The sequence below is a fragment of the Lonsdalea quercina subsp. quercina genome (assembly GCF_000688695.1).
GTDB classification, from domain to species: Bacteria; Pseudomonadota; Gammaproteobacteria; order Enterobacterales; family Enterobacteriaceae; genus Lonsdalea; species Lonsdalea quercina_D.
This window is the reverse complement of the sequence record NZ_JIBQ01000010.1, coordinates 46,419-68,646: the sequence shown is the minus strand read 5'-3', so window position 1 is coordinate 68,646 and position 22,228 is coordinate 46,419. Positions and strand designations below refer to the sequence as shown.

Here is a 22,228-nt window from a genome sequence, read left to right as displayed (position 1 = left end):
CACCTACCTTTTATATGGATTTTTAAAACCCGATGTTGCGGCCGATAACACCCTAGTGCTTGTTTCCACCGCGCAAATAAATAACCCAATAAGTTAAGCCTACCAACAACCCGCCCCCAATGATGTTGCCGATAGTGACCGGGATCAGATTATCGACGATAAAATTGTGGATGGTCAGGTGTTCGAATTGGCTCGGCGCCATCCCGATGGCATGCCAGAACTCTTCCGAAGCGAAGTTTTTAATCACAATACCCATGGGAATCATGAACATGTTTGCAATGCTATGCTCAAAGCCGCTGGCCACGAACATGGCTACCGGCAAAACCATGACCAGACATTTGTCGAGCAGGGTACGGCCGGAGTAACTCATCCAGACGGCCAGACAGACCATCAGATTTGCCAGAATGCCGAGGCTCAGCGCTTCAGTGAACGTGTGCTCCAGCTTGTGATTCGCTGTCTGCAAAACATTCAAGCCCCATGCGCCGTTAGCGACCATGTGCTCGCCCGAGAACCAAATCAGCGCGACAAAAATCAGCGCTCCCACCAGGTTCCCAAAATAGACGTTCACCCAGTTACAGCCTAACTGACGCCAGGTAATGCGGTCGCTGGCCTTAGCCACAAGAATCAATACGGTGGACGTAAATAAATCAGCGCCACACACCACCACCAGCATCAGCCCCAGAGAGAAGCAGATACCGCCGACCAGCTTGGCCATGCCGAAAGGCATAGAGGCTGACCCTGTCGTGGCAGTGATGTAGAAGACAAATGCGATGGAGATGAAAACTCCCGCACATATCGCGAGGGAAAATGTAGTAAGCGGTTTTTTTGTCGCTTTATAGACACCTGCATCTTCCGCAACTTTTGCCATTGCTGCCGGTAGTAGCAGAGTAAAGGGGTTGTCAGCTTTCACACTAACTCTCTCTTAAAGTTTATCAGCGCAGTGATATTAACAAAGCACATTAATGCGAAATTTGATATGGATCATAATGGCGGGTACTTGATAGGTCTTGGACCATCCAAAATGAGACAATATTTAGGTTAACCGAATGAATTTTAACGAAAAAATATTTTTTAAAAAATATAGAAAACGTTTAAGCGGAAGCGCTGTAATAGGTGTTTTTTATTAAAAAACGGCACTTATATTATAATTATAGCGGTTAAACTCATCGCCACTAGTCGAAACTTAACCAAGTAGTAACATCGAAATTAATATCCATAATTAAATTAAGGTGTTAGGAAAAAATAACCCTAAATTTAGTCTGGAATCATATAGGCTGACGAAAAACGGAAACCGGGGGCGAACAGCCGCGGGGAGTGTAAAGCATTGTCGCAGCGATGGGAATCCATCAGCGTGTAAATATATACCCCACTAATAAAAAACGGGATCATGGTGAGATACGGCAAGCACAAGCTTGCCGTATTGATAGGAGGGTTAGGATTGCCAGTGCTTACGTTTGGCCTGTTGCAGCTTTTCATAGGCCGCCAGCAGAGACTGGTGAGCGGGCAAAGCGGTCAGAGAAGCATCGACAGAGAACAGCTTGTAGAAGCAGGATTCGCCTGCGATGGCCGCGCTGGCTTCTTCAACAATATTTTGGCCGTACATCTTGACCAACGCATCGTAATACTGCGCAGCCTCTCTTTCCGGTTCCAGCGCCAATTCCAGCAGGGTCTGCAGGCAGCGATAGTAGTTGCTGTGTTCATGACTGAAGACGGACTGGTTGAAGTCCTGGGACCACTCGACCCAGCTTAGCGCCTGTTCCAGATCGCCGCCCGCCAAGGCCAGCATGGATTTAAGTTCACCGACACGCAGCGTGAACCAGCCGTTGTCTTTGCCGGTCGCGATACCTAACAGTTCGCGTACGCGGGTGAAGTCGTCCAGCCCTTCGTCGTCGAGTTGTTGCAATAGCGCCAGATACTCTTCCTGTTCAAATTGGCTGTCAGGTAAAGCCAGCAAGGTTTCGCGCAGGTGCGCCCCCATGCTGTTGTTGGCCAGCAACAGGTCTTCGGCAGGATAAATGTCGGACATGCCCGGCACCAAAATACGGCAGGCGTAAACCGAGAGATGCTCATAATCAGCGATATACACCTCTGCGTCTTCCGTGCGGAAGATGTCCATCAGCGTCGCGAATTCCTGCTCGGTCGTACCGCTGAAATCCCAGTCGCTAAAGGCGTAATCGGACTCGTCTTTGAAAAGATCCCAGGAGATCAAACCGCTGGAGTCGATAAAGTGCGTCTCCAAGTTTGTGTGTTCGGCGACTTCATCATTGTCGAACGTCGGCGGGGTAAAGACATCCAGATCTTTCAGCCCGCGTCCCTGCAATAGCTCCGTCACGGTGCGCTCCAGTGCGACGCCGAAGTCAGGGTGCGCGCCGAATGAAGCGAAGCAAGTGCCATTGGCCGGGTTGAACAACACCACGCAGATCACCGGGTACTTCCCGCCCAGAGAGGCGTCAAAGGCGAAAATTGGAAAGCCTTCCTGTTCTAGTGTGGTGATGGCTTCGACGACGCCGGGATAGCGAGACAGCACATCCGCTGGAATTTTCGGCAGGCTAATGGCTTCCGCGATGATTCTGTTCTTAACATAGCGCTCGAACACTTCGGACAGTCCCTGAACGCGCGCTTCGTTAGCGCTGTTACCAGCGGACATCCCGTTAGAAACATAAAGATTGCCGATAATGTTGACCGGAATATAAACCGTCTGTAGATCGGACTGGCGCGTGAAAGGCAGCGCGCAGATTCCGCGTTCGGCGTTGCCGGACTGCAGATCGATCAGATCGCTCGCGGCCAGTTCCTGTTCAGGATTGTAGAACGCGTGCAGCCGCTCATCGAGGATGCCGACGGGCAGCGTATCGTCCTCTGGCAGGGCGAACCATTTTTCGTCCGGGTAATGGACGAAGTCGCCGTGAGCGATGGTTTGGCCCAGATAGAAATCGGCGAAGAAGTAGTTGGTGGACAGACGCTCGAAATATTCGCCAAGTGCGGAAGCCAATGCCGCTTTTTTCGTTGCGCCTTTACCGTTGGTAAAGCATAACGCGCAATCACGGTCGCGGATATGGACAGACCAGACGTTAGGCACCGGATTCAGCCATGAGGCTTCTTCGATGTTGAACCCCAGGTCTTGGAGCTGTCGTTGAAAACGGGCGATGGAGTCTTCCAGGGCGGCGTCTTTGCCTGGGATAAACGTTTGGGTCATGTTGCTCACTCGGTTGTTTTTTTGCAAAAAAGGCATGATACGGACTTTTATGCGCCGACTCTATTTATTCTCTGTAACAGGCGGGCAACAGGTGGAAGGACGGCGTTGGCTCTTGGTTGGCAACGTTTTCGGCAACCGGGGTGAATAAGCGTTGCAGGCGCGAATAACGAGTGATAAAACCAATAACCAAGCAAAACCAGCGACGACTCAGGTCGCCATTTTTTTTATATTTTAGACAGAGTGTGGTGAGGGGAAATGACTCAGGTTTTTAATTTTAGCGCCGGTCCGGCGATGCTGCCGACCGATGTATTGCGTCAAGCGCAACAGGAATTGTGTAACTGGCAGGGGCTGGGGACGTCAGTGATGGAAATCAGCCATCGCAGCAAAGAATTTATCCGGGTCGCTACTGAGTCAGAACAGGATCTGCGCGATCTCCTCAATATCCCCTCCAACTATAAAGTCCTTTTCTGCCACGGCGGGGCGCGTGCGCAATTTGCGGCGGTGCCGATGAACCTGTTGGGCGACAATAACAAAGCTGACTATATCGACGGCGGTTATTGGGCTCACAGCGCCATTAATGAAGCGCAGAAATATGGCACGCCCAACGTCATCGACGTGAAAACGCGTGTGGATGGCCTGCGGGCAGTAAAACCAATGCGCGAGTGGGCGCTGTCGGACGATGCCGCATTTGTTCATTACTGCCCGAATGAAACCATCGACGGCATGGCCATCGAAGAGCAGCCTGAATTCGGCGACAAAGTTGTGGTGGCCGACTACTCCTCAAGCATTCTGTCCCGCGCCATTGATGTCGCTCGCTACGGCGTAATCTATGCCGGCGCACAGAAAAACATCGGTCCTGCTGGCCTGACGCTGGTGATTGTACGTGACGACTTGCTGGGTAAATCCCGCCGGGAATTACCGTCTATGCTGGATTACAAAATTCTGGCCGACAACGATTCCATGTACAATACGCCGCCGACATTTGCCTGGTATCTCTCCGGGCTGGTGTTCAAATGGCTTAAAGCGCAGGGCGGGCTGGTCGAGATGGAGAAGAAAAATCAGGCCAAGGCCGAGCTGCTTTACTCCGCCATCGATCGCAGTGATTTCTACAGCAACGATGTAGCGGCATCCAACCGCTCCCGCATGAATGTGCCTTTCCTGCTGGCGGATGCCGCGCTGGACAGCGTATTCCTGCAGGAAGCGCAGAGCGCTGGCCTGCATGCGTTGAAAGGGCACCGGGCCGTTGGCGGCATGCGTGCATCCATCTATAATGCGATGCCCCTGGAAGGTGTGAAGGCCCTGACCGAGTTTATGGCTGACTTCGAACGTCGCCACGGCTGATCGCCGTATCATGCGGCCGTGGTCGCCCTATTTAAAAGCCCGGTCCGATGCCGGGTTTTTTATATCACTATTTTGGAGACAACAATTCACATGCAGGAATCCCTGACCCTACAACCCGTAAAACGCGTCAACGGCACGATCAATCTGCCTGGCTCGAAAAGCGTATCCAACCGCGCGCTGCTGCTGGCGGCGTTGGCGGAAGGCACGACGCGCTTAACCAATCTGCTGGATAGCGACGATGTTCGCCACATGTTGAACGCTCTCAAGGCGCTGGGCGTCAGCTATCAATTGTCCGCAGACCGGACTCAGTGCGATATCGTGGGGCTAGGCCATCCGTTTCACGTCAGCGAGCCGATTGAATTGTTCCTGGGAAATGCCGGAACCGCGATGCGTCCACTGGCTGCCGCGCTGTGCTTGACGGAAGGGGATGTCGTCCTGACGGGTGAACCGCGTATGAAAGAGCGTCCTATCGGTCACCTGGTCGACTCATTGCGTCAGGGCGGCGCGCGGATCGACTATCTGGAGCAGGAAAACTATCCTCCGCTGCGTTTGCACGGTGGTTTCCAGGGCGGTGATATCACCGTGGATGGAAGCGTCTCCAGTCAATTCCTGACGGCGTTGCTGATGATGTCCCCGCTGGCGCCTAAAGACACGCGCATCAGCATCAAGGGCGACTTGGTGTCCAAACCGTACATCGACATCACCTTGCATATGATGGAAACGTTCGGCATTTTCGTTGAAAACAAAGGGTATCAGACGTTCCAAATCGCGGGGCGGCAGCGCTATCGCTCGCCGGGCGATTATTTAGTCGAAGGAGACGCGTCCTCTGCATCTTATTTCCTGGCTGCGGGCGCTATCCGGGGCGGGGTGGTGCGAGTAACCGGCGTAGGTCGTAACAGCGTTCAAGGCGATGTGCGCTTTGCCGATGTGCTGGAAAAAATGGGCGCGATTATTCGTTGGGGCGATGACTACATCGAATGCGAGCGTAACGTGCTGCACGCCATCGACATGGACATGAACCATATTCCCGACGCGGCCATGACCATCGCTACTGCGGCCATGTTTGCAGAGGGAGGCACTACCACGCTGCGCAATATCTACAACTGGCGCGTTAAGGAGACCGATCGTTTAGCCGCGATGGCAACCGAGCTGCGTAAAGCGGGCGCGGAAGTAGAAGAAGGGCATGACTATATCCGCATCACTCCGCCGAAACAGCTGACGTCAGCTGAAATCGGTACGTATAACGATCACCGCATGGCGATGTGTTTCTCGTTATTGGCATTATCTGACACGCCGGTGACGATCCTCGACCCTAAATGCACGGCGAAAACCTTTCCCGACTACTTTGAGCAATTGGCAAGATTGAGTCAGTTTGCTTAATGCCTGTGATTTCAGGGAGGATGCGCACCTCCCTGAACAGTTTTATCCGCTATTTGTATAAGAACTCGCCGGATATTCAGTAGGTATAAGTCTTTTATTTAATGTTTATTGCTATGTCGGCGTATAATAGCTGACTTTATTGTCTACAATGGCACGAAGATTTTCCCTGTGTGAAGGAGAAGAACATGGCGGTGACTGCACCGGTAATTACGGTTGACGGGCCGAGTGGCGCGGGTAAAGGCACGCTATGCAAGGCATTAGCGGAAGCGTTGCACTGGAATCTGTTGGATTCCGGCGCTATCTATCGCGTACTGGCGCTCGCGGCGCTGCATCACCAGGTGGATATCCACTCTGAAGAAGCGCTGGTGCCGCTGGCGACGCACCTTGATGTCCGTTTTGTTCCTGAAGACGGGCAGTTGAAAGTGGTGCTGGAAGGCGAAGACGTTAGTCTGGAAATCCGCACAGAAGAAGTCGGCAACACGGCGTCACAGACGGCCGCGTTCCCCCGTGTACGTGAGGCGTTACTGCGGCGTCAACGCGCTTTTCGCGAGGCGCCTGGCTTGATTGCCGATGGTCGGGATATGGGAACCGTCGTCTTTCCCGATGCGGCCGTGAAGATTTTTCTCGACGCCAGTGCGGAAGAGCGCGCACAACGCCGCATGCTGCAGTTGCAGGCGAAGGGCTTTAGTGTTAACTTTGAACGTCTTTTATCCGAGATTAAAGAACGCGACGATCGCGATCGTAATCGAGCCGTAGCACCGTTGGTGCCGGCGCCGGAAGCTCTGGTGCTGGACTCGACCGAGATGTCGCTAGATGAAGTGGTTGAAAGGGCGCTGGCTTATGTAAGTCAAAAGCTGGGTCCGGCAAACCAATAAATAATCCCACCTCGCTGTAAGGATGCGTAGCGAGGTATGTGAAACAGCCCCATCGAGCAGGATGCCAGATGGACGTTAAATTAAGAAACCCTAAGATTATCAACATGACTGAATCTTTTGCTCAACTCTTTGAAGAATCCCTGAAAGAAATCGAAACCCGTCCGGGTTCCATCGTTCGCGGTGTTGTTGTTGCTATCGACAAAGATGTCGTACTGGTTGACGCCGGTCTGAAATCTGAGTCCGCCATCCCGGCTGAGCAGTTCAAGAACGCGCAGGGCGAAATTGAAATTCAGGTTGGCGATGAAGTTGACGTTGCACTGGACGCTGTCGAAGACGGCTTCGGCGAAACGCTGCTGTCCCGTGAAAAAGCTAAGCGTCACGAAGCATGGCTGATGCTGGAAAAAGCTTACGAAGAAGCTGCGACTGTTACCGGTGTTATCAACGGTAAAGTTAAAGGCGGTTTCACCGTTGAGCTGAACGGTATTCGTGCGTTCCTGCCGGGTTCCCTGGTAGACGTGCGTCCGGTACGCGACACGCTGCACCTGGAAGGCAAAGAGCTTGAGTTCAAAGTGATCAAGCTGGACCAGAAACGTAACAACGTTGTGGTTTCCCGCCGTGCAGTTATCGAATCCGAAAACAGCGCAGAGCGCGATCAGCTGCTGGAAAACCTGCAGGAAGGCATGGAAGTTAAAGGTATCGTTAAGAACCTCACTGACTACGGTGCATTCGTTGATCTGGGCGGCGTTGACGGCCTGCTGCACATCACTGACATGGCTTGGAAACGCGTTAAGCATCCGAGCGAAATCGTCAACGTTGGCGATGAAATCAATGTCAAGGTGCTGAAATTCGACCGCGAACGTACCCGTGTATCTCTGGGTCTGAAACAGCTGGGCGAAGATCCTTGGGTTGCTATCGCTAAACGTTACCCGGAAAGCACTCGTCTGACCGGTCGCGTAACCAACCTGACTGACTACGGCTGCTTCGTTGAAATCGAAGAAGGCGTTGAAGGTCTGGTTCACGTTTCCGAAATGGATTGGACCAACAAAAACATCCATCCGTCCAAAGTGGTTAACGTGGGCGACGTGGTTGAAGTTATGGTTCTGGATATCGATGAAGAACGTCGTCGTATCTCCCTGGGCCTGAAACAGTGCAAATCCAACCCGTGGCAGCAGTTCGCTGAAACCCACAACAAGGGTGACCGCGTAGAAGGTAAGATCAAGTCTATCACTGACTTCGGTATCTTCATCGGTCTGGACGGCGGCATTGACGGTCTGGTTCACCTGTCCGACATCTCCTGGAACGTAGCTGGCGAAGAAGCTGTTCGCGAGTACAAGAAAGGCGACGAAATCGCTGCCGTTGTCCTGCAGGTTGATGCAGAGCGTGAGCGCATCTCCCTGGGCGTTAAACAGCTGGCTGAAGATCCGTTCAACAACTACCTGTCTATGAACAAGAAAGGTGCGATTGTTACGGGTAAAGTTACTGCCGTTGACGCCAAAGGTGCTACAGTTGAATTAGCTGATGGCGTTGAAGGTTACCTGCGTGCTTCTGAAGCCGCGCGTGACCGCGTTGAAGACGCAACTCTGGTTCTGAGCGTTGGCGATTCCGTCGAAGCTAAGTACACCGGTGTTGACCGTAAGAACCGCGTAGTTAGCCTGTCTGTTCGTGCTAAAGACGAAGCTGACGAGAAAGATGCAATCGCTTCTGTTAACAACAAACAGGACGAAAGCAACTTCTCCAATGCAATGGCTGAAGCTTTCAAAGCAGCTAAAGGCGAGTAATCACGGTGGACCGGGCGACAGTATGCCGCCCGGTCTCAAACGGTAGTAAGTTACTATGGTGTTATCTGACCATATACTTGGAGGAACTATGACCAAGTCTGAGCTTATTGAAAGACTTGCTGGACAGCAATCTCATATCCCGGCCAAGTTAGTCGAGGATGCAGTTAAAGAGATGCTCGAGCAGATGGCGAGTACGCTGGCAGAAGGCGATCGTATTGAGATCCGTGGGTTCGGCAGTTTCTCACTTCACTACCGTGCACCGCGTGTTGGACGTAACCCGAAGACGGGTGAGAAAGTGGAACTTGAAGGTAAATATGTTCCTCATTTCAAACCTGGCAAGGAACTGCGCGATCGTGCAAATATCTACGGCTGAACGACAGCGGTAGATTAGCATCTTGCGCGGTATCACGTGCAACAGACTGCTGAGTAAGAAATTTTAAAAGGCGCCCCCATAAAGGGCGCCTTTTTTCTGTCTGCGATTTGGCCAACTAATTTGCCTCTAAGATATGAAAATTGAGGCGCATGCAGGCGAACAGGACATAGCTATATGCGGGGTGAATAAAACAGTTAGCCACTCAGTCGTCATAGGCAAAATTCTCTAGTGTGGTGGTTAGCTAGAAATTTGTCTGTGTGAATCGGAGCCTCGGCAAGACTATGCGTGGCGGCACGTTTGCTTCTCAATTAGCCATGGAATAGGTGCGATTGCCTTGGTTGAATCTATTGGTCATCACTGATTGTCAGAAGTATCCCGAGGAAGACTCAGGCGATATGACCCGCAGTGGCAACGCCAGGCGGCGTGGTAGTGGGGTGGCTCCTTTTTGCGAACCGTAGAGTGGAAAAATCAAAGGAAAGTGGCGGCGGCGCAGAAAGGTCGGTGCAGTGTTCCGAGGCATCATAAAAAAGATATGCGGCGTTTTTTTTGAGGTATCAAAGGATGCGAGAAGGGTAAGTAGACCTGAGCATTAAACAGCCGTTAGAAATGCTGATGAGCAGGGCATGACGCACATGTTGTATGCCGTGAACCTGAATATATGCGACAGGGGTGAAACATCGAGGTCAGTCTCGGGGCGCATGATAAGGCGCATCAACACGGTTTGGTTGACGACTAGACAGCGGCGGGGGACGCCAGCGGGGGTATGAACTCGGGTTTCAATATGTGGCCACCCCAGTGAACTCAAGGGTGACCACGTTCATGAGGCGATTACTGGGTATGACGTTGTTGCAGACGGCCGATAATGGTTGCCAGATCCAAATCCTGATCCTGAAGCAGTACCAGCAGGTGATACATCAGATCGGAAGCTTCGTTAGTCAACTCCTCCCTGTCATGCACGGTTGCAGCCAGCGCGGTCTCCAATCCCTCTTCGCCGACTTTTTGCGCAATACGCTTCGTGCCGCTGGCATAGAGCCGTGCGGTGTAGGAGCTCTCAGGATCGGCGGACTTGCGGCTTGCCAGCAGCTGTTCCAGCTCAAACAGGAACTGCCATTGACTGGCGGCCGGTGAGAAGCAGCTGCTTGTGCCGGTATGGCAGGTAGGGCCAACCGGATTGACCAGAACCAGCAGAGTGTCGTTATCGCAGTCCGGCGTAATGGAGACGACGTTCAGGACATTGCCTGAGGTCTCTCCTTTGGTCCAAAGTCGGTTTTTGGTGCGAGAGAAAAAGGTTACTTTTCCTGTTTCTTCGGTCGCCTGCAGCGCTTCCGCATTCATATAGCCCAGCATCAGTACTTCGCCGGAAACAGCATGTTGTACGACAGCTGGCAGCATGCCGTTGGTTTTTTCCCAGTCTAACTGGCTTCTTTGTTGTTCGGTTAACACACCCGGATCTCCACGCCTTGTTGCTTGAGGAACTGTTTCAGTTCACCAATATTAATAATTTGTTTATGAAAGACCGATGCCGCCAGCGCGCCATCGACGCGTGCATTCTGAAATGCTTCCAGGAAATGCTCGCGAGTACCGGCGCCGCCGGAGGCGATCAATGGCACCTGACAGACGTCTCGTACCTGCCGCAGCTGTTCTAAATCGTAGCCGTTGCGGACTCCGTCCTGGTTCATCATGTTGAGAACAATTTCACCTGCGCCGAGCTTCTGAACTTCCTGAACCCAGTCCAGCGTTTCCCACTGCGTGACGCGGGTGCGATTTTCGTCGCCGGTGTATTGGTTGACATGATAACGCCCGGTGTCGGCATCATGCCAGGTATCAATCCCCACCACGATGCATTGAACGCCGAAGCGGTCGGCCAATCGGGAAATCAACGTCGGGTCGGCTAGCGCCGGCGAGTTGATGGAAATTTTATCCGCGCCGAACGACAGAATCTGAGCCGCTTCCTCCAGACTTTTAATACCGCCGGCCACGCAGAAGGGGATATCGATCACTTCCGCCACGCGCGAGACCCAGGTTTTATCCACAACGCGGCCATCGGAAGACGCCGTAATATCGTAGAACACCAGTTCGTCCGCACCTTCTTGCGCATAGCGCTGCGCCAGAGGAACGATATCACCGATAATTTCATGGTTGCGGAATTGAACGCCTTTGACCACCTGCCCGTCACGAACGTCGAGACAGGAAATTATCCGTTTTGCCAGCATGCAATGGCCTCCGCTACGTTAAATTTTCCTTCCAGCAGGGCGCGACCCACGATGACGCCTTGCACACCGCTGCCGCGCAACGAGTCGATATCCGCCAGCGAACCGATGCCGCCGGAGGCTTGAAACGCCNCCTGCGGGTATTGCTGGCAGATCTCTCGATAAAGATCCACGTTAGATCCTTGCAGCGTGCCGTCGCGGGAAATATCGGTGCATAACACGTGACGCAGACCAAACGGCAGATAGCGCTCGACGGTCTGTTCCAGCGTGATCCCAGAATTTTCCTGCCAGCCGCTGATCGCCACATTTTTGACGCCGTCGGCATCAATACGCACGTCCAGCGCCAGCACCAAAGCCTCGGCGCCGTAGCGCGAGAACCACGATTGCACCAACGCAGGATCTTTGACGGCGGTGGAGCCGATGACGACGCGGCGGGCGCCGGCTTCCAACAGGGCTTCTACGTCCTGCTCGGTGCGGATGCCGCCGCCGACCTGTACCGGCACGGAGACGCCTGCCAATAGCGTTTTCAGCAGGGGAATCTGGCGAGCGGCGGGATCTTTCGCGCCGGTCAAATCAACCAGATGTAACACCTGCGCGCCTTGCTGCTGATAATCCTGCAGGCGAGGAAGCGGATCGCTGCCGTATTGGCGCTGCTGTCCATAATCGCCCTGATGCAAACGGACGACCTGCCCGTCGATCAAGTCTAAAGCGGGAATAATCATGATCGTTTACATCTCCAGAAAGTTTTTCAGCAACTGAGCGCCGGCGGCGCCGGAACGTTCCGGGTGGAACTGCACGCCATAGAAGTTCTCTTTTTGCACGGCTGCCGTAAAGGCGTCGCCGTATTGAGCCTGAGCGATGGTATCGGCGCAGACCGGCATTGCGTAGCTGTGCACGAAGTAGAAGTAAGCGTCTTCAGGGATATCGCGGAACAGGCGGTGGCCCGCCTGTGAGGTCAGTTGATTCCATCCCATGTGCGGCAGAGGCAGGCCTTTGTCTTCCATTTTCAGCACGGGCGCATCCACGATGCCCAGCGTGTCGATGCCACCGTTCTCATCGCTGGCGCTGCCAAGAAGCTGCATACCTAAACAGATGCCCAAAACGGGCTGGGTGCAGGCCTTAATCAGGTCGATCAGATCGCGTTCTTTCAACTGATTCATCGCGGCCTGTGCCGTACCGACGCCCGGCAGAAACAGCTTATCGGCATGCAGTACCACGTCCGACTCGCGGCTAATGACCGGATCATAGCCCAAACGTTTCACCGCATAGGCCACGGAGGACAAATTGGCACAGCCGGTATCCAGAATCACCACGTCCATTACAGTACTCCTTTCGAACTCGGCAGCGTATCGCCTTCGACACGAATAGCCTGACGCAGCGCGCGGCCGAAGGCTTTAAACAAGCTTTCGACGCGGTGGTGGTCATTGCGGCCTTTGGTCTTGAGGTGCAACGTGCAAGCCATCGCATAAGAAAGCGAACGGAAGAAGTGTTCGACCATTTCCGTGCTCAGATCGCCCACGCGCTGATAGTTGAATTCCGCTTTATATTCGAGGTGCGGGCGACCGGAGATATCCAGCGCACAGCGAGCCAGGCATTCGTCCATCGGCAGCACGAAACCGAAGCGGCCAATACCGCGTTTATCGCCAAGCGCCTTATTCAACGCTTCGCCCAGCGCCAACGCGGTGTCTTCTACCGTGTGGTGGTCGTCGATGTACAGATCGCCTTTGACTTCAACCTGCATGCGGAATCCGCCGTGAGTGGCAATTTGGTCCAGCATATGGTCGAAGAAGCCGACGCCAGTGCTGATTTTGCTCTCTCCCTCACGGTCAAGCCAGACGTTGACGTCGATGGCCGTTTCGCGCGTCACCCGGCTGACGTGCGCGTGACGGTCGCGGCGGGTCAATTGGGTGACGATATCAGCCCAGTTCAGCCCGTCTCGCTGATAGCGCAGACCGGTGATCCCCATGTTTTTCGCCAGTTCGATATCCGTTTCCCGATCGCCGATGACATAGCTGTTGCCGCTGTCCATCACGTTGTCTTTCAGGAAAGCGTCAACCAGCGCCGTTTTCGGTTTGCGGCAGTCACAGTTGTCGGACGGCAGGTGCGGGCAAATCAATACACGTTCGAAGGCAATCCCCTGAGAGGAGAAGATCTGCATCATCAGGTTATGCGGCGGATCGAAGTCTTCCTGCGGGAAGCTGGCGGTGCCCAAGCCATCCTGATTCGTGATCATCACCAGTTTAAAGCCAGCCTTTTGCAGCGCCAGCAGCGAGGGAATGACATTCGGCTCCAGCGCCAGTTTGTCCAGCCGGTCGACCTGATAATCCTCAGGGGGCTCGGCGATCAGTGTGCCGTCACGGTCGATAAAAAGGTATTTCAATCCCACAATCGTTCCTCAAGATTAAGCGGTGGTGATGCCGGAAAGCGCCTGCAGGGCCGCGATAACGCGTTCGCATTCGTAGCGGGTGCCGACGGTAATACGCAGGCAGCCGGCCAGCCCGGGCTGTTTATTTTGGTCGCGCAGAATAATGCCTTGATCCCACAGAGATTTAAACACCTGGGTCGTCGGGTCGAACTTCACCAGCAGGTAGTTGCTTTCGCTGGGAAAAACCGATTCCACGCAGTCGAGCGGCCGCAGCGCGTCGGCCAGCCAGCGACGGTTTTCCAGTATCCCGGCGACGTTTTTCTTCATTTTGGCGATACCCGCGTCGCTCAACGCCTGAGCGGCGATGTCCGCGACCGGCAAAGAGAGCGGGTAGGGGGCAATCACCTTCAACAGCAGCTGAATAACGTCTTCGTTCGCCAGTGTGAAGCCGCAGCGCAGCCCTGCCAGCGCGAATGCTTTGGACAACGTGCGCAGGATCACCAGATGAGGATAGTCTGCCAGCCAACTGACGGTAGACGCCTCCGGGCAGAATTCGATGTAGGCTTCATCGATAACGACCAGCGCCTTGTCCTGCGCCAGTGCCAGCAGGCGGCGCAGATCTTCCGGGTTGACCAGGTTGCCCGTTGGGTTGTTCGGGCTGCAAACGTAGATCACCTTGACGTTGTCGAGCTGACGTTCGATCGAGTCCATATCCAGCTGCCAGTCCGCGGTGCTCTGCGCCATGCGGCGTTCGACACCAAACGTTTCGGCGCTGACCGCGTACATGCCATAGGTCGGCGGGCAGAATAGAATGGCGTCTTTACCGGGTTCGCAGAAGGCGCGGATCAGCAGTTCGATGCCTTCATCCGCCCCGCGGCTAGCCAGCACTTGCTCCGGTCGGACGCCTGCATAGCCCGCGTAGCGTTCGATAACCTGCTTCGGCTGGCATTCCGGATAACGGTTCAGCGTCGGCAGCGTGAGCTGGTATTCCGGCTCCTGAGGATATTCGTTGGCGTTTAGCCAGACGTCGCCGCTGCCGCCCAGTCGGCGGGCCGACAGGTAGGGCGTCAACTGACGGACGTTTTCACGTGCCAGATTGTCGATGCTCATGCTTGCTCCTTTAGGGCGGCGACGCGCAGGGAGACGGCGTTTTTGTGGGCGGTCAGCTGTTCTGCCTGCGCCATCACCTCAATCGCGGGCGCCAGCGCGAGCAGGCCCTGCGGCGTTAATTGCTGAACGGTCATCCGTTTCTGGAAGTCCGCCAGTCCCAAACTGGAGTAAGTGGCGGTATAACCATAGGTCGGCAACACGTGGTTGGTGCCTGAGGCATAGTCGCCCGCCGATTCCGGCGACCAGTCGCCAAGGAAGACGGAACCGGCGCTGATGACATCGTCGACCAGATCGCGCGCATTGCGGGTCTGGATAATCAAGTGCTCCGGGCCGTACTGGTTGCTGATCTCAACGCACTGAGCCAGGTCGCGGGCGATGATCACGCGGCTGCTCGCCAGCGCCTGAGCGGCGATCTCGCGGCGCGGAAGCTGACTCAGCTGTTGTTCCACCGCCACGGTGACGGCCTGAGCCAGGTCGCGATCCGGCGTCAGTAGAATCACCTGCGAGTCCGGACCGTGCTCGGCCTGAGAGAGCAGGTCGGAAGCGATAAAGTCCGGCGTTGCGCCGCTGTCGGCGATCACCAGCACTTCGGAAGGACCGGCGGGCATATCAATTGCCGCGCCGTCCAGACGCTGACTGACCTGACGTTTGGCTTCGGTCACGTAGGCGTTGCCGGGGCCAAAGATCTTATCCATCTTCGGAATGCTTTCGGTGCCGAACGCCATGGCAGCGATGGCCTGCGCGCCGCCCAGTTGGAAGACTTCCTGCACGCCGCACAGCTGCGCCGCATACAGAATTTCATCGGCAATCGGCGGCGGCGAGCACAGGATGACGCGGTTGCAGCCCGCCAGCGTCGCCGGGGTCGCCAGCATCAGTACGGTAGACAGCAAGGGCGCCGAGCCGCCGGGGATATAAAGCCCCACGTTGGCGATAGGGCGGGTGAGTTGCTGACAGCGAACGCCTGGCTGAGTTTCGACGTCCACTGGCGGCAGCTGCTGCGCTTCGTGGAACGTTTTGATATTGCGTACGGCAATCGCCATCGCCTGCTTAATGTCATCGCCCAGACGATCGGCCGCTGCGTCAACGTCCTGCTGACTGATGCGCAGGTTGTCCACCTGCGTTTTGTCAAATCGGGCGCTAAAGTCGCGCAAAGCGCTGTCGCCTTCGACTTTCACGCGATCCAGAATGTCGCTGACGATGGCGGTGATCTGGCCGGAGGCGGAAATAGCCGGGCGTGTCAGCAGCTGTTGCCGCTCTGGTTCTGAACAGGTCTGCCAATCAATGAGTGTTTCGAAGCTGTTCGCCATGGTGATTACTCCATCATTTTCTCAATCGGCAGCACCAGAATAGAGCTGGCGCCCAGCGCTTTCAGATTTTCCATTGTTTCCCAGAACAGGGTTTCGCTGCTCACCATGTGCATGGCGACGCGGCTTTTCTCTCCGGCCAGCGGCAAAATGGTGGGACGTTCGGCGCCCGGCAGCAGCGAGATGATTTCGTCCAGACGTTCGCTGGGCGCGTGCAGCATGATGTATTTGGATTCGCGAGCCTGAATCACCCCTTGCATACGGGTCAGGAGTTTGTCGATCAACTCCTGTTTCTCTGCGGGCATTTCGCCATCGCGCTGGATCAGGCAGGCTTTGGAGCGGTAAATCACTTCGACTTCACGCAGACCGTTGGCTTCCAGCGTGGCCCCGGTCGAAACCAGGTCGCAGATGGCGTCGGCCAGTCCCGCGCGGGGCGCGACTTCAACGGAGCCATTCAGCAGGCAGGATTTGAAATTAATGTTTTGTTTATCGAGGTATTGCTTAAGGATGTGGGGGTATGAGGTGGCGATGCGTTTGTTTTGCAGGCATTGAGGACCGGTGTACTCCTCATCCAGCGGCATTGCCAGCGACAGGCGGCAACCGCCGAAATCCAACCGGCGCAGCGTAAAGTAACGCGGGTCTTCGCCCTGAGCGCGACGGTCGAGTAACTCTTCCTCCAGCACGTTTTCGCCGATGATGCCCAGATCGACGACGCCGTCCATGACCAGCCCCGGGATATCGTCATCGCGAACGCGCAGGATATCGATGGGCATATTTTCAGCGAAAGCGATGAGACGCTGCTGCTGCAAATTGATTTTAATACCGCAGCGGGCCAGTAACTCGCGAGATTCGTCGCTCAAACGGCCTGATTTCTGCATCGCGATGCGTAAACGTGTTTTATCCAGCATATAAACCTCAATTTTCCTGTCTGATGTGCCTGTTGATGCAGGCTTCTTTTTTAAAAACGGGGGCCATAAAAAAACCCTCGGAAGATGATCTTCCGAGGGCTCTCTTTAACGTTCTGCGCCACTGGAAGATCTAACCGTCTTCCAGCACCAATCGCCTGAAAGACTAGTCAGGGTGATGGTGATGATGGTGGTTGAACAGAACGCTTAACATAATATAGTCCACTAATGTCGATGATTTAATTCTCGTGTTGGACTTAACCTAAACCAAGTCGTATCGATTGTGCAACCGTTTTTTACCTCTCCGTGGGCATTTGGTGTTGCTATGGTTAATTGAGCGTGGATAGTAGGTGGAAACAAGCCGGTCAGGGCGGGAGCGTGAAATGAAAAAAGTGTCGATTATCGGGTTAGGGTGGCTGGGCATGCCGCTGGCATTGGCGTTAATGGGGCGCGGCTATCAGGTGGCCGGAAGCAAAACCACGGATGACGGGGTAGAGGCGGCACGCAACGTAGGGATTGAATGTTATCGCCTGCGTCTGACGCCGGCGCCTGAGTGCGAAGCCCGTGAACTGGAAGCGCTGCTGAAAACGGATGCGCTGATTGTGACGTTGCCGCCGAGTAAAGTGTCCCAAGAGGGGGCTGGCTATCTGGAGGCGGTTCAGGCGGTCGTCAACAGCGCGCTGGCCCACGGCGTTCCCCGTATTGTGTTTACCAGTACGACGTCGGTCTACGGACGGACGCAAGGCATCGTCAAGGAGAGCAGCCCGCTGCAGCCTGATACCGCGACGGCGCTAAGCATCGTTGAGCTGGAAAAGTGGTTGCACGCGCTGCCGAATACGGAGGTGGATATTGTGCGCCTCGCCGGGCTGGTGGGCGCGGAACGCCATCCGGGACGTTTTCTGGCCGGGCGACACGACGTGCCGAATGGCAGTCACGGCGTCAATCTGGTTCATCAGGAGGATGTGGTCGCGGCCATTCTCCTGCTGTTGCAGCTGCCGCACGGCGGACATCTCTACAACCTGTGCGCGCCGCTGCATCCCTCCCGGGACGTTTTCTATACCGCACAGGCGCAGCGCCTGCATCTGGACCCGCCCCGATTTTTGGCGGGCGATCCGGCGGCGGCACGCCTCGTCGATGGGCAGCTTATCTGTCGCGAACTGGGATTCGAGTACTTGCATCCAGACCCGATGACGATCCCGCTCAACTGACAGACCCTCTCTAGCCGTTATTTTTGCGGTACAGGCGTCGGGGATGACCGATTTTGCCGTACAGCATCTGCACATCGAGAAAATGATTCTCCAGACTGTGCTCCAGATAACGGCGGGCGGTGGTCTTACTCAGTCCCGTTCGGGCGACCACCTCGTCGACTGAAAACAGCGTGTCCGGGGCGTCATGGAAGATCTGCTGGATCAAATTCAGGGTGTTTTCCTCGATGCCTTTCACTGTCGATCCGGTGGGGGCGGCGCTTGACTGGAGCTGATACAGGACGTCGACATTCCGCTGATCGACGTATTTGTAGGTGTACTGTGCCTTCACGAACTGGATAAAGCGCTCCAGCGATGATCGCAGCCGCGGGTAGGAAACCGGCTTGATGATGTAATCGAACGCGCCGCAGCGGATCGCCTGTGCGCAGGTGTCCATATCGCTCGCGGCTGTGATGAAAATGACCGAGCAGTTCATTCCTTTCATGAGTTCGCTTTCAATCAACGAGATGCCTTCGCCATCCGGCAAATAGTTATCCAGCAGCATTAAACGGGGACGATGCTGCTGGAGTAATCGCCGCGCTTCCTGCAGCGTAGAGGCGATACCGACGATGCGTAGGTTGAAATTCTTTTCAATAAACTCGGCATGGATGTCGGCCAGTCGTTTTTCATCTTCGACGATGAGGACCTCGAAGTTTTCGACCGATTTGTCCGTCGACGACGTGGGTTTCTCAATTGACATGATGCTCTGTGTTCCTGTTGGTCTCTGTCTGGTGAGTCTCGGTAAGATGCCGGGGAATAAAAACGGAAAAAATAGTGCCCTGCGGCGAGTTGGCGGAAACCTCAATCACCCCCTGGGCCTGATTGACATAGTTTGCGACCAGATGAAGCCCCAGCCCGTGATCGCCTGCGGTCTTGCTGGTGACGCCCATGTCAAAAATGCGGTCGGCTATCTCCGGGGCGATGCCGGTGCCTTTGTCGGCGATTTCAATCACCAGCTCCCGCTCATTATCATGAATATAGACTTCAATCGGTTCGTGCGGCCGCGGGCTGGCCAGCGTGGCTTCCATCGCGTTATCCAGCAGATTGCCGATGATCGACATTAGCTCCGTCTCACGCAGCGCGTCGGGGATAGCCTTCAGCTGACAGCGAGGGTCGAAGAGCATCTGCAGGCCTTTCTCGCGCGCGCTGGCGTATTTTCCCAGCAGTAATCCACACAGGGCGGGAGCGCTGAACCGCACGGAGATAAAGTCCAGCGTGGCCTGCGCGCCCTGCGATTGGGCTTCGATATAGCGAATCGCCTCATCGTAGCGCTCCAGGTGCAGCAGCCCGGCCAGCGTCGCCGTCCAGTTCAACTGCTCATGGCGTAATATCCGCAGGCTGTTGGCGTAGCGTTTTACCTGGCTGAGCTGCAGGCTCAGCGTGTGGAGGTCGTTTTTATCGCGAAAGCTGATGACCCAACCCTGTAGCTCATCTTCCAGCATGATCCGCACGCGGCTGGCGATAACGGTCACATGATTAAAGCGGCAAATTTCGTCGTGGGTATCGCTGGTCCACATCTCATCGCTGGAAAAGAAGGGGACGGACTTGATGACTTCGTCTATCGGTCTGCCACGTAGCGTCACGGCGGGATCGTTCAGCTCCAGCAGCGTTTTCGCCGAATGGTTGATGGCGGCGATATGCGACTGTTTGTCGATGGCGATGACGCCTTCGTCGATGGACTCGAGCAACGCCTGCTGCTGGCGGACCAGCAGTTTGATCTCCTGCGGCTCCAGCCCAAACATCTGTTTTTTGAGATTGCGAGAGAACCCCCATGAAAACAGGAACAGCGCGAAGAAAATCGCCACGATCCCCAGCAGAACGTGGCTGACATTACTGAGCGAAAGGCTGTCGATATGCGTTTTCAGATAGCCGACGGAAACGATGCCCACCACTTCGTCGCCATCCATAATCGGCGCTTTGCTTCGCAGGGAAATGCCGGTTCCGCCGTGGCGTAGGGTGATCGTCGTCTTACCCGCAAGCACCTCCGCATTATCCCCGCCCACCATCTGGCTGCCGACCAGCTGAGCGTCCGAGGAGTGAAAAAGATGCACGGCGCTGCGGTCGCCAATCACGATAAAGCTGGCGTCGCTGTTTTGTATCAACTTCTGTCCGAGAAGGTCAATGGCGGGGATATCGCGTTGCTTGACGCTGGTGATAAGCGTGGGGATCACGGCGATCTCTTTTGCCTGCACCTGCGCCCGACCGCCCAGTTCATTGTAGAGGCGTTGAGATGTCGCGCGGTAATAATAAAGGCTGCCCATGGCTAATAGCAGGGAGAAAAAAATCATCAGATAAATGAAGAGTCTGAGATGAAATGAAAGCCGAAATGCCATGTTGCGCTAACGCCGCCAAGTTTGTTTTGTCTGAAAGTTCAATCTAGCATGAAAGAAGTGAAAGGGGATAAGCAGTGCCCATTCTTGTGAGCGCCGACAGGTAAGTTATCCGCAGGATTAATATAGACAGGCAAATATGTAGACATTTGTGGGCAAATAAATTTGTTGTTGAACATTTTAATTACCTTTTTATAACATAATCAGGGGATATTTCCGTCAGTCATATCGAGATGAAAATTAACGGCATGATTATGAAAATTGTTTAATAATGTTAATTTGTTAACCTTTTGTTTTTTATCAAATTAATAATTAAAACTTTAAAAACCATAAGTGCCATTAAAACTCATTTTTCAATTTGAAGGTTATCACACAATAATTGTTTTTGACCTCCTAATATGGCTGGTAAAATAATATAAGGAGGAATGGGCATGAGTACGACAGATGATTCATATATCGCTGTAAAGGATAAGAGCTCTGTGAAGCGTTCGCTTAAAGAAAAATGGTGGTATGTACTAGATACATACAAAATCGGTATTATTCCTCTGCCGCTATTCCTTCTTATCGGTCTATTAATCGCGCTTGACTGTCTGGACGGCAAGCTGCCCAGCGATATTGTCGTCATGGTGGCGACGCTGGCCTTTTTCGGTTTTGCCTGCGGCGAATTCGGCAAGCGTTTGCCGATTATTGGAAAAATGGGGGCCGCGGCCATTTGCGCCACCTTTATTCCCTCCGCGCTGGTATATTATGGGCTGCTGCCGAAGGTCGTGGTTGACTCTACCACCCTGTTCTATAAGTCCACCAACATCCTTTATCTCTACATTTGCTGCATTATCGTCGGCAGCATCATGAGCATGAATCGGGAGACATTAATTCAGGGCTTCATCAGAATTTTCTTTCCCATGCTGTGTGGCGAAATTGTCGGGATGTTGGTCGGCGTCGGCGTCGGGGTCGCGTTGGGCCTTGATCCATTCCAGGTGTTCTTCTTCCTGGTGCTGCCCATCATGGCGGGCGGCGTGGGCGAGGGGGCGATACCGCTTTCCATCGGCTACGCGACCCTGCTGCATATGGACCAGGGCGTGGCGCTGGGAAGAATATTGCCCATCGTCATGCTGGGTGGCCTGACCGCTATCCTGCTGGCAGGGATGCTCAATCAGCTCGGCAAGCGTTATCCGCACCTGACCGGCGAAGGGGAACTCCTGCCGGGCAAATCGAACGATGACAAGAAGACGACAGCGTTGTCGGCCGAACTGAGTGGCAAAATCGATGTGACCGCGCTGGCCGCAGGCGCCTTACTGGCCATCATGCTCTATATGGTGGGCATGCTGGGCCATAAATACATTGGTCTGCCCGCGCCGGTTGGCATGCTGTTTGCAGCGGTGTTGGTGAAGTTGGCGCATGGCGTTTCGCCGCGGATTCGGGAAGGATCGCAGGTGGTTTATAAATTCTTCCAGACGTCTGTGACCTATCCCATTCTGTTTGCCGTCGGCGTCGCGATTACGCCATGGGAAGAGTTGGTGCACGCTTTCACCATCACGAACCTGATCGTTATCGTCACCACGGTGGTCACGTTGGTCGCGACCGGATTCTTTGTCGGTAAAAAAATCGGGATGTATCCCATCGATGTCGCGATTGTCTCGTGTTGCCAGAGTGGGCAGGGCGGAACCGGCGATGTGGCCATCCTGACCTCCGGCAATCGCATGGTGCTGATGCCCTTCGCCCAGATTGCGACCCGCATCGGCGGTGCCATTAATGTTTCCGTGGCGTTACTGGTCCTCGGGAACTTCCTGATTTAATTCAGTACGACAGTAAAGCAGTGA

The 22,228-nt window shown here is 54.5% G+C and carries 19 protein-coding genes and 1 other annotated feature; of the genes, 7 read left to right on the top strand and 12 right to left on the bottom strand.

Translation table 11 applies throughout. From position 1 onward, the window contains the following. Positions 1-52: 52 nt before the first annotated feature. Both focA and ycaO read right to left on the bottom strand, forming a co-directional pair. On the bottom strand, positions 53-910 hold the full coding sequence (gene focA, locus SB13_RS11235) for a formate transporter FocA (protein ID WP_036150632.1): 858 nt from the start codon (positions 908-910) through the stop codon (positions 53-55). Positions 911-1,432: 522 nt separating this feature from the next. Beyond that, the gene (gene ycaO, locus SB13_RS11230; RefSeq protein WP_026740445.1) at positions 1,433-3,193 is read right to left on the bottom strand and encodes a 30S ribosomal protein S12 methylthiotransferase accessory factor YcaO; all 1,761 of its coding nucleotides are present in this window, start codon (positions 3,191-3,193) and stop codon (positions 1,433-1,435) included. 255 nt (positions 3,194-3,448) lie between these two features. On the opposite strand from ycaO, the gene serC reads away from it, so the two are divergent. The 5 genes from serC (at position 3,449) to ihfB (ending at position 8,940) form a co-directional block, all read left to right on the top strand. After that, the gene (serC, locus tag SB13_RS11225) at positions 3,449-4,534 is read left to right on the top strand and encodes a 3-phosphoserine/phosphohydroxythreonine transaminase (protein ID WP_026740444.1); all 1,086 of its coding nucleotides are present in this window, start codon (positions 3,449-3,451) and stop codon (positions 4,532-4,534) included. 90 nt (positions 4,535-4,624) lie between these two features. Further along, entirely contained in the window at positions 4,625-5,914 is a 1,290-nt protein-coding gene (aroA, locus tag SB13_RS11220; RefSeq protein WP_026740443.1) for a 3-phosphoshikimate 1-carboxyvinyltransferase, read from the top strand. 185 nt (positions 5,915-6,099) lie between these two features. Further along, positions 6,100-6,789, top strand: coding sequence for a (d)CMP kinase (gene cmk, locus SB13_RS11215; RefSeq protein ID WP_026740442.1), 690 nt, complete (start codon positions 6,100-6,102; stop codon positions 6,787-6,789). Positions 6,790-6,893: 104 nt separating this feature from the next. Beyond that, the gene (rpsA, locus tag SB13_RS11210; RefSeq protein ID WP_026740441.1) at positions 6,894-8,567 is read left to right on the top strand and encodes a 30S ribosomal protein S1; all 1,674 of its coding nucleotides are present in this window, start codon (positions 6,894-6,896) and stop codon (positions 8,565-8,567) included. A gap of 88 nt (positions 8,568-8,655) precedes the next feature. After that, entirely contained in the window at positions 8,656-8,940 is a 285-nt protein-coding gene (gene ihfB, locus SB13_RS11205) for an integration host factor subunit beta (protein ID WP_026740440.1), read from the top strand. Positions 8,941-9,768: 828 nt separating this feature from the next. Here ihfB and hisIE read toward each other — a convergent pair. From hisIE to hisG, 8 genes are all read right to left on the bottom strand, one after another. Further along, positions 9,769-10,383: a bifunctional phosphoribosyl-AMP cyclohydrolase/phosphoribosyl-ATP diphosphatase HisIE gene (gene hisIE / locus SB13_RS11200; protein WP_026740439.1), complete on the bottom strand. Its 615-nt coding sequence runs from the start codon at positions 10,381-10,383 to the stop codon at positions 9,769-9,771. Next, positions 10,377-11,153 carry an imidazole glycerol phosphate synthase subunit HisF gene (gene hisF, locus SB13_RS11195; protein WP_026740438.1) on the bottom strand — a complete coding sequence of 259 codons (777 nt, stop codon included), beginning with the start codon at positions 11,151-11,153 and terminating at the stop codon, positions 10,377-10,379. The genes hisIE and hisF overlap by 7 nt, the downstream gene beginning before the upstream one ends. Next, entirely contained in the window at positions 11,135-11,872 is a 738-nt protein-coding gene (gene hisA, locus SB13_RS11190; protein ID WP_026740437.1) for a 1-(5-phosphoribosyl)-5-[(5-phosphoribosylamino)methylideneamino]imidazole-4-carboxamide isomerase, read from the bottom strand. Before hisA ends, hisF begins: the two co-directional genes overlap by 19 nt. Positions 11,873-11,878: 6 nt before the next feature. Then, positions 11,879-12,469, bottom strand: a complete 591-nt coding sequence (gene hisH / locus SB13_RS11185) for an imidazole glycerol phosphate synthase subunit HisH (RefSeq protein WP_026740436.1) — start codon at positions 12,467-12,469, stop codon at positions 11,879-11,881. Next, positions 12,469-13,536 (bottom strand): bifunctional histidinol-phosphatase/imidazoleglycerol-phosphate dehydratase HisB, encoded by a 1,068-nt coding sequence (gene hisB, locus SB13_RS11180; protein WP_026740435.1) that lies wholly within the window; start codon positions 13,534-13,536, stop codon positions 12,469-12,471. Before hisB ends, hisH begins: the two co-directional genes overlap by 1 nt. A gap of 15 nt (positions 13,537-13,551) precedes the next feature. Continuing rightward, a complete protein-coding gene (hisC, locus tag SB13_RS11175) occupies positions 13,552-14,625 on the bottom strand; it encodes a histidinol-phosphate transaminase (protein ID WP_026740434.1) in 1,074 nt (357 codons plus the stop codon). Then, on the bottom strand, positions 14,622-15,932 hold the full coding sequence (hisD, locus tag SB13_RS11170) for a histidinol dehydrogenase (RefSeq protein WP_026740433.1): 1,311 nt from the start codon (positions 15,930-15,932) through the stop codon (positions 14,622-14,624). Before hisD ends, hisC begins: the two co-directional genes overlap by 4 nt. 5 nt (positions 15,933-15,937) lie before the next feature. Further along, the gene (hisG, locus tag SB13_RS11165) at positions 15,938-16,837 is read right to left on the bottom strand and encodes an ATP phosphoribosyltransferase (protein ID WP_026740432.1); all 900 of its coding nucleotides are present in this window, start codon (positions 16,835-16,837) and stop codon (positions 15,938-15,940) included. Between the two features lie 65 nt (positions 16,838-16,902). After that, positions 16,903-17,025, bottom strand: a sequence feature (His leader region). 192 nt (positions 17,026-17,217) lie between these two features. Here hisG and SB13_RS11160 point away from each other — a divergent pair. Continuing rightward, positions 17,218-18,042, top strand: a complete 825-nt coding sequence (locus SB13_RS11160) for an SDR family oxidoreductase (protein WP_026740431.1) — start codon at positions 17,218-17,220, stop codon at positions 18,040-18,042. Positions 18,043-18,052: 10 nt separating this feature from the next. Here the strand turns inward: SB13_RS11160 and SB13_RS11155 are convergent, their stop codons facing one another. Next, positions 18,053-18,778 carry a response regulator gene (locus SB13_RS11155; protein ID WP_026740430.1) on the bottom strand — a complete coding sequence of 242 codons (726 nt, stop codon included), beginning with the start codon at positions 18,776-18,778 and terminating at the stop codon, positions 18,053-18,055. Next, the gene (locus SB13_RS11150) at positions 18,768-20,411 is read right to left on the bottom strand and encodes an ATP-binding protein (RefSeq protein WP_026740429.1); all 1,644 of its coding nucleotides are present in this window, start codon (positions 20,409-20,411) and stop codon (positions 18,768-18,770) included. Before SB13_RS11150 ends, SB13_RS11155 begins: the two co-directional genes overlap by 11 nt. A gap of 428 nt (positions 20,412-20,839) precedes the next feature. On the opposite strand from SB13_RS11150, the gene SB13_RS11145 reads away from it, so the two are divergent. Then, the gene (locus tag SB13_RS11145; protein ID WP_026740428.1) at positions 20,840-22,204 is read left to right on the top strand and encodes a 2-hydroxycarboxylate transporter family protein; all 1,365 of its coding nucleotides are present in this window, start codon (positions 20,840-20,842) and stop codon (positions 22,202-22,204) included. Positions 22,205-22,228 lie beyond the last annotated feature (24 nt).

What these genes read in the sequence shown, in the direction of transcription:
- hisH (WP_026740436.1), bottom strand. Translation starts at nt 12,469, where the DNA reads ATGGACGTGGTGATTCTGGATACCGGCTGTGCCAATTTGTCCTCCGTG.
- hisF (WP_026740438.1), bottom strand. Translation starts at nt 11,153, where the DNA reads ATGCTGGCAAAACGGATAATTTCCTGTCTCGACGTTCGTGACGGGCAG.
- ihfB (WP_026740440.1), top strand. Translation starts at nt 8,656, where the DNA reads ATGACCAAGTCTGAGCTTATTGAAAGACTTGCTGGACAGCAATCTCAT.
- cmk (WP_026740442.1), top strand. Translation starts at nt 6,100, where the DNA reads ATGGCGGTGACTGCACCGGTAATTACGGTTGACGGGCCGAGTGGCGCG.
- hisG (WP_026740432.1), bottom strand. Translation starts at nt 16,837, where the DNA reads ATGCTGGATAAAACACGTTTACGCATCGCGATGCAGAAATCAGGCCGT.
- rpsA (WP_026740441.1), top strand. Translation starts at nt 6,894, where the DNA reads ATGACTGAATCTTTTGCTCAACTCTTTGAAGAATCCCTGAAAGAAATC.
- aroA (WP_026740443.1), top strand. Translation starts at nt 4,625, where the DNA reads ATGCAGGAATCCCTGACCCTACAACCCGTAAAACGCGTCAACGGCACG.
- hisD (WP_026740433.1), bottom strand. Translation starts at nt 15,932, where the DNA reads ATGGCGAACAGCTTCGAAACACTCATTGATTGGCAGACCTGTTCAGAA.
- SB13_RS11145 (WP_026740428.1), top strand. Translation starts at nt 20,840, where the DNA reads ATGAGTACGACAGATGATTCATATATCGCTGTAAAGGATAAGAGCTCT.
- ycaO (WP_026740445.1), bottom strand. Translation starts at nt 3,193, where the DNA reads ATGACCCAAACGTTTATCCCAGGCAAAGACGCCGCCCTGGAAGACTCC.
- serC (WP_026740444.1), top strand. Translation starts at nt 3,449, where the DNA reads ATGACTCAGGTTTTTAATTTTAGCGCCGGTCCGGCGATGCTGCCGACC.
- SB13_RS11160 (WP_026740431.1), top strand. Translation starts at nt 17,218, where the DNA reads ATGAAAAAAGTGTCGATTATCGGGTTAGGGTGGCTGGGCATGCCGCTG.
- SB13_RS11150 (WP_026740429.1), bottom strand. Translation starts at nt 20,411, where the DNA reads ATGGCATTTCGGCTTTCATTTCATCTCAGACTCTTCATTTATCTGATG.
- hisC (WP_026740434.1), bottom strand. Translation starts at nt 14,625, where the DNA reads ATGAGCATCGACAATCTGGCACGTGAAAACGTCCGTCAGTTGACGCCC.
- SB13_RS11155 (WP_026740430.1), bottom strand. Translation starts at nt 18,778, where the DNA reads ATGTCAATTGAGAAACCCACGTCGTCGACGGACAAATCGGTCGAAAAC.